Source organism: Acetatifactor sp., from assembly GCF_982438285.1.
The window spans coordinates 1-5,345 of the sequence record NZ_CEWDFQ010000214.1 but is presented as its reverse complement, the minus strand read 5'-3'; the positions used below and the strand labels follow the sequence as shown (position 1 = coordinate 5,345).

At 45.7% G+C, this 5,345-nt stretch carries 9 protein-coding genes; 1 reads left to right on the top strand and 8 read right to left on the bottom strand.

Annotated features, from left to right (window positions below; translation table 11 throughout):
* Positions 1-251, bottom strand: a 251-nt coding sequence (locus tag AC1WIP_RS10750; RefSeq protein WP_481141826.1) for an Asp23/Gls24 family envelope stress response protein, incomplete at its 3' end; no start/stop codon positions are given.
* A 223-nt stretch (positions 252-474) separates the two neighbouring features.
* Here AC1WIP_RS10750 and rpmB point away from each other — a divergent pair.
* Positions 475-660, top strand: coding sequence for a 50S ribosomal protein L28 (rpmB, locus tag AC1WIP_RS10745; protein ID WP_318704227.1), 186 nt, complete (start codon positions 475-477; stop codon positions 658-660).
* A gap of 85 nt (positions 661-745) precedes the next feature.
* Here rpmB and AC1WIP_RS10740 read toward each other — a convergent pair whose 3' ends face one another.
* From AC1WIP_RS10740 to AC1WIP_RS10710, 7 genes are all read right to left on the bottom strand, one after another.
* Complete coding sequence (locus AC1WIP_RS10740) at positions 746-1,219, bottom strand: hypothetical protein (RefSeq protein WP_481141825.1); 474 nt, start codon at positions 1,217-1,219, stop codon at positions 746-748.
* Between the two features lie 225 nt (positions 1,220-1,444).
* Positions 1,445-1,876: a GerW family sporulation protein gene (locus AC1WIP_RS10735; protein ID WP_481141824.1), complete on the bottom strand. Its 432-nt coding sequence runs from the start codon at positions 1,874-1,876 to the stop codon at positions 1,445-1,447.
* Positions 1,866-2,786 carry a hypothetical protein gene (locus tag AC1WIP_RS10730; protein ID WP_481141823.1) on the bottom strand — a complete coding sequence of 307 codons (921 nt, stop codon included), beginning with the start codon at positions 2,784-2,786 and terminating at the stop codon, positions 1,866-1,868. Before AC1WIP_RS10730 ends, AC1WIP_RS10735 begins: the two co-directional genes overlap by 11 nt.
* Complete coding sequence (locus tag AC1WIP_RS10725) at positions 2,780-3,103, bottom strand: hypothetical protein (protein ID WP_481141822.1); 324 nt, start codon at positions 3,101-3,103, stop codon at positions 2,780-2,782. Before AC1WIP_RS10725 ends, AC1WIP_RS10730 begins: the two co-directional genes overlap by 7 nt.
* A gap of 106 nt (positions 3,104-3,209) precedes the next feature.
* Positions 3,210-3,662: an NUDIX hydrolase gene (locus AC1WIP_RS10720; RefSeq protein ID WP_318704221.1), complete on the bottom strand. Its 453-nt coding sequence runs from the start codon at positions 3,660-3,662 to the stop codon at positions 3,210-3,212.
* Entirely contained in the window at positions 3,659-5,167 is a 1,509-nt protein-coding gene (locus AC1WIP_RS10715; RefSeq protein ID WP_481141821.1) for a peptidoglycan D,D-transpeptidase FtsI family protein, read from the bottom strand. The genes AC1WIP_RS10720 and AC1WIP_RS10715 overlap by 4 nt, the downstream gene beginning before the upstream one ends.
* Positions 5,145-5,345, bottom strand: a 201-nt coding sequence (locus tag AC1WIP_RS10710) for an FtsW/RodA/SpoVE family cell cycle protein (protein WP_481141820.1), incomplete at its 5' end; no start/stop codon positions are given. The genes AC1WIP_RS10710 and AC1WIP_RS10715, both read right to left, overlap by 23 nt.

The window sequence follows — 5,345 nt, the reverse complement described above, 5'->3', positions numbered from 1 at the left end:
GCCAAAATGCTGACGCCGTAAGCCACAATTACATGGAAATCCAAAATCAGTTTGTTATTGTTAATAGATACGCTGATTCCTCTGGTGATGCTGTCTCTTTTCAGCAGACGGACAAGACCGTCCTTCACATTCACGCCAGCCATACCTACAATGCCAAAACATTCTACTGCCACACTGCCTGCATACTGGGCGATCACTTCATTGTCCACCACAATGCTGCCCAGATGGGTATTCATAGAAGAACCTTTCATATTGAACCTCCTTATTGATTTCAGACATATATATTGTATTCTAACAGCTTTCCCCAAAAAAAGAAACTAAAAATTCCAAAAATTGAAAAAAAAAAGATTTTTCCCCCTTGCTTTTCCTGTGCTTTTCTGTTAAGATATCAATGTTGTGAATTTGTATCAATATAAGTTGTGCAAGCAAGTAAAGTAAGCGTGACCCATGCGCAAATGTTGAGGAGGTGTCAAGATGGCTAAGTGTGATGTTTGTGGTAAGGGCGTTCATTTCGGAAATAATGTAAGCCATTCTCATAGAAGAACCAATGCAGTTTGGAAGGCCAACGTAAAAAATGTTAAATGCAAGGTCAACGGCGGAACAAAGAAATTGCACGTCTGCACCAGATGCTTGAGAGCCGGTCTGGTAGAGAGAGCCTAAGCATGAAAAAACAATGGATGTCACGCTTTGCGGACATCCTTTTGTGAATGGAACAGGCAGGAAGTGAAAAATCACTCCTGCTTTTTTATTCTTCTCTTCTTCGTCTGGAAAATTCTCTGTTAATCAGCTGGATCAATTCTTCATCCCCAAACAGGTTGTCCGGGTGAAAAATCTTCACCAGGTCTTTGTACCGCTTACGGAGCGCAAGTGGATTATTTTTTACATTGCGGAACAGCGCCTGGGCAACATTATCACCTGACAGCCGGGGCTCGTCCTGCCTCTGCCTGTAAAACATCCTGTCCCGTTCCATTTTCTCCCTGTCAAACATCTGACGTTCCCTGTCCAGGCAGCGCCTGTCCTCTTCCAGCTGACGGAAGCCGTCCTGCAAAATTGCAAGCTTCTTTTCAAAAAACAGATTTTCCTCCTTCAGGCGTTTCTTCTCCTGCATCATGCGGCGGTTTAGATTTTCCAGCCGCATATTTTCCTGAAAAAGCCAAAGCTTGGCTTCTCTCAGTTCCTCTACACTCTCTGCCTTGATTATTTCTTCCCAATCAATCATCAGTCCAACCTCTTAATCATCACAGAAGCAATTATACCCCGCAAACAGTAACAGAGCAATGAGAATTAAACCGATCAGGCGATTGTGGACGATAATCATCAACAACATGCCGATTGCGATAAAAAAAGCGATCAACCCGATTATTTTTTTTATATTTGATGACATGCTATCCAACTATTTCTTATCTCACTCTATTCTATGCGTCTGCACACAAAAGATGCGGGATTATTCCGTTTTCACACTGCCCTCAGATTCCTGGTCATCGGGAAAAGCAATATCCACAACTTCCGCATCGGACATTTCACCCTCCTCTTTGGGTTTGGTAAACTTGTCCACAAGATCCGGAATCATATCCAGAATTTTTGTCATCGTATCCTGATTCTTGATATTTACCAGCTTGGTATAGCCGTTTTTTATGACCAGCACTGCGCTTGGGGTCATTTTCCCGCCGAGCCCGCCGGCTCCTGAAGCGGAATTCTTCTGTCCGTTATTTCCCGCGCCTGCTCCCACGCCGAATGTCACATCTACAAGGGGCAGGATGATGGTGTCTCCTACCTGAGTAGCCTCTCCCACCACTGTTTTTGTGGAAAGCACGGTATCCATCCCTCTGAGAAGAGATTCTACCACTCCCTGAAATTGATTATCCTTATCTGCCATTTTTCGTCCTCCCTGCCTTTAATTTCTCTATCAGTAACCAAAGCCTCTTATCCATTGCCAGAAGAAGCCCGTTGTGCAGAATGCAGAATGTGGTGATGCGGCCTGCGGCTGATAATTCTCCCTCTAAGACCGCCTGACCAAAATCTGCGGTAACAGCTACATCTTTTCCAAGATGCGGGGAAAGCATTCCATAGATTCCAAAGACGTATCCAGTAGTGTCCGGGGAACCGGTTCCAAACAGAATATCGGCCTTCATTCTGCGGGGCTTTACCGCTTTTAAAATTTTTCCCGCCCGCTTCCTGAAATGGGCCAGCAAAAGCCTGGTGTCCTTCTCCTGTAAAATTGCTTTGTAATAAGATATATTTTCCCAAATATGCTTTATTTTATCATAGAACCCCTGAAATGTGTACAGAATCTTCTCATATTTTGCCAAAATAAATCCCTGGAGCTTTTCCGCAAAGGATTCAAAGGACTTCTCTGTGGAGTGTTCCTCCAAAGAGAAGTCTCCCTCAGGCGCTTCCTTATCAGCGGATTTTTCAGAATGAGATTCTGCCTGTGGGTATTTCTCCCTTTCTTTGGTCTGCACTGCTTTTTCAGCTGCCGTTTTCTTCTCTTTCTTTCCCGTCCCGGAGGCTTTGTCCTTTGTCCCAGAAGCGGAGTCAAACAAAGTAATCCACAGTAGCTTTACCTTCAGGCTCCCAGGCTCCGGATAGGCCGCTGCCAGCCTGAGGACCCCGAACAGCCACCTTCCTTTCACGCAAAGATACGTTTCGCTGCCCCTGCGCTTTCCCTGTATCTGATAGGAAACCGGGAAAAACAATACAAGCAGAAGAAAAAGCAGCAAAACACAAAGCACAAGCAGAAGGATGATTCCCAATACGCTTAATATTTTCAGTAGTAGGGCTAACATAATAAAAACTCCTTCAGCCTGCAGTCTCCCCGCTCTTTGAGACATTCCTGCACAATCTGTTCAAGCACCTTGACCGCCTCTTTATAATCGGAGGCAATGCCGATAATGAAAGGCGGATATTTGGCGTAATAGCGCTGAGCCAGCTGCCTTGCGTCATAAATCTCCAGCTGATCTTTGGAATTTTTGGACAACACAATCACATAAACCCCTGCAAGGAGCGGCTTATGACACAGCTTTTTCTTTATTTTATCCAATTTTACGGCATTCATGCTTTCTCCCAGATACAGTTTGGAAGAAAACTGCAGCTTTCTCACCATATTTATTTCCCTGTCAAAAATTTCCCTGTTGCTTTCCCAAACAGTATATCACAGAAAATGCAGTTTGTAATCAAAAACAATTTTACGAAAATGGCAGCCGGAAGTTTTAAAAGCTTTTCCGGCTGCCCCATAGGTTATTTTTTTTCAATTCCTGATACTCGCTGTAAGCTTTTTCCAGAATCTGTTTTTCATTTGCAAACTTTAACAAATGATAGGCTTCATGATATTTGTAAAAACCCGAATCCACAAAATATTCTTCTCTCTGCGGCCTGCTGTAATAGCTGTCGGCCATCATCAGATACCAGTGTACCTCCTTTTCCACAGTATCCTCCGGCACGGAAAAGGAATATTCGCTTTTCCCGATATACTTCACAATGGAAGCCCTGGCTCCCGATTCCTCCAGCACCTCCCGCAGGGCAGTCTCCTTGTACGCCTCTCCCTGTTCTACCGTTCCCTTTGGCAGAACCCAGCCCTCATATTTGTTTTTATAATTCTTATACAGGAGCAAAATCTTTCCACGAAAAATCACCACACCGCCGCAGCTTGTTGCTTCTATCATTGCAATTCCTCCTGACTGGTGTATTTTTCACTGAAATAGGTATCAAATATACGCTTTGCAATGGGCACCGCATAGTCTCCTCCCGAACCTGCCCCCTCCACGATTATGGTCACGCAGACCTCCGGGTCCTCTGCAGGGGCAAAGCCGGTAAACCAGGCATGACTGTTTCCCTTTACAGTGCCGTATTCGGCGGAGCCGGTTTTTCCTGCCGCCGTATATTGCAGGCCGGAAAGCTTAGAGGCGGTTCCCTCTTCCACCACAGCAGTCATCAGCTCCTTTAAAAGGCCGGCTTCTTCCTGAGACATCAATCTCCCATAGCTGTCTGGCTGGAAGCTTTTTACCACCTTTCCCTCAGCGCTTTCCACCCGGTCCACTACATAAGGCTTGTATAAAATGCCGTCACCTGCAATGGCGCTGGTGATCATGTTTAAATGGATGGGCGTGATCTGGGTTTTCCCCTGTCCGATGGAGGTCTGCATCATTTCCGCCGATGACATATCATCAGACACCAGCACAGAGCTTTGGGAATAGCTGAGGGTTAAGGGCAGCTCCCGGTTAAACAGAAGGCTCTCCAGGGTTTCCTCAAAGGCACTGCGGTCAAGTCCCATTCCGATATTTGCAAAGGAGGAATTACAGGATTTGGCAAAGGACGCCTGAAAATCCACCAGCCCGTGAACGCTGCCATGGTAGCAGCTGATCCGGCTTCCGTCCCGCTGATAGGAGCCGGTGCACTGAAAGGAATATTGATTATAGGTGTCCAGATTTTCCCGGATATATTCCAATGCCGTGACAATTTTAAAGGTAGAGCCCGGGGGATAGAGCCCCTGGGTGGCTCTGTTTAAAAGCACCGTGCTGGAAGAGTCGTTTACCAGATCGTCCCAGATATCCTGTATCTCATTGGGATCAAAATCAGGATGTGACACCAAGGCCAGGATTTTTCCCGTCCTTACCTCCGTCACCACAATGGCGCCCCGGTAAATGCTAAGCTGCTCATCTGCAGTCTGCTGAATTTCCACATCAAGAGTAGTATATACATTATCTCCGGGATTCTTCTTCCCTGCAATATCGTTTGCCGCTTTGCTGGCAAGGGATATATTCGTATTGATCAGATAATAATTGGCCAAAGCCTCCACACCCATCCGGCCCTGGGTGGAATAGCCCACAATATGGGAAAACAGGTTTTCATAGGGATAAACCCTGGTTTCCTCCTGGTTTCCATTCAAAACCGTCTCCGCCAGCACGTCCCCGTCCCGGGAATAGATAGTTCCCCGGTAATTTTGAGAAAGAAGCAGCTCCTGTCTGGAATTATAGCTGTTATTGATCATATCCTGCTTGCTGGTAGCCGTAAAATATAAAAGATATCCCAGCATTCCCAGAAATAATGTAAAAAATAATCCTGCGGAAAGCATGATTTCCCTTTTGTTGCCCCCAAAATGTCCCAAGGTGCGGGAGGAACCCGAAAGCCTTTTTTCTTTTGCGGCCTTATCTTCTTTCTGCTGCGCCATTTCGCCTTCCTCCTTCTTTCTTCAGGCGGATATAAATACCCTGAATAATAAAAAACATAATCATAGTCGTCATGACAGAGCTTCCACCATAGCTGATAAAGGGCAATGTGACTCCTGTGAGCGGAATAAACTTGATGCCGCCTCCCACTGTGAGAAATATCTGAAAAATATACATAAT

Coding starts and splice junctions, on each gene's coding strand:
- AC1WIP_RS10730 (WP_481141823.1), bottom strand. CDS start 2,786: ATGTTAGCCCTACTACTGAAAATATTAAGCGTATTGGGAATCATCCTT.
- AC1WIP_RS10740 (WP_481141825.1), bottom strand. CDS start 1,219: ATGATTGATTGGGAAGAAATAATCAAGGCAGAGAGTGTAGAGGAACTG.
- AC1WIP_RS10735 (WP_481141824.1), bottom strand. CDS start 1,876: ATGGCAGATAAGGATAATCAATTTCAGGGAGTGGTAGAATCTCTTCTC.
- AC1WIP_RS10715 (WP_481141821.1), bottom strand. CDS start 5,167: ATGGCGCAGCAGAAAGAAGATAAGGCCGCAAAAGAAAAAAGGCTTTCG.
- AC1WIP_RS10720 (WP_318704221.1), bottom strand. CDS start 3,662: ATGATAGAAGCAACAAGCTGCGGCGGTGTGGTGATTTTTCGTGGAAAG.
- AC1WIP_RS10725 (WP_481141822.1), bottom strand. CDS start 3,103: ATGGTGAGAAAGCTGCAGTTTTCTTCCAAACTGTATCTGGGAGAAAGC.
- rpmB (WP_318704227.1), top strand. CDS start 475: ATGGCTAAGTGTGATGTTTGTGGTAAGGGCGTTCATTTCGGAAATAAT.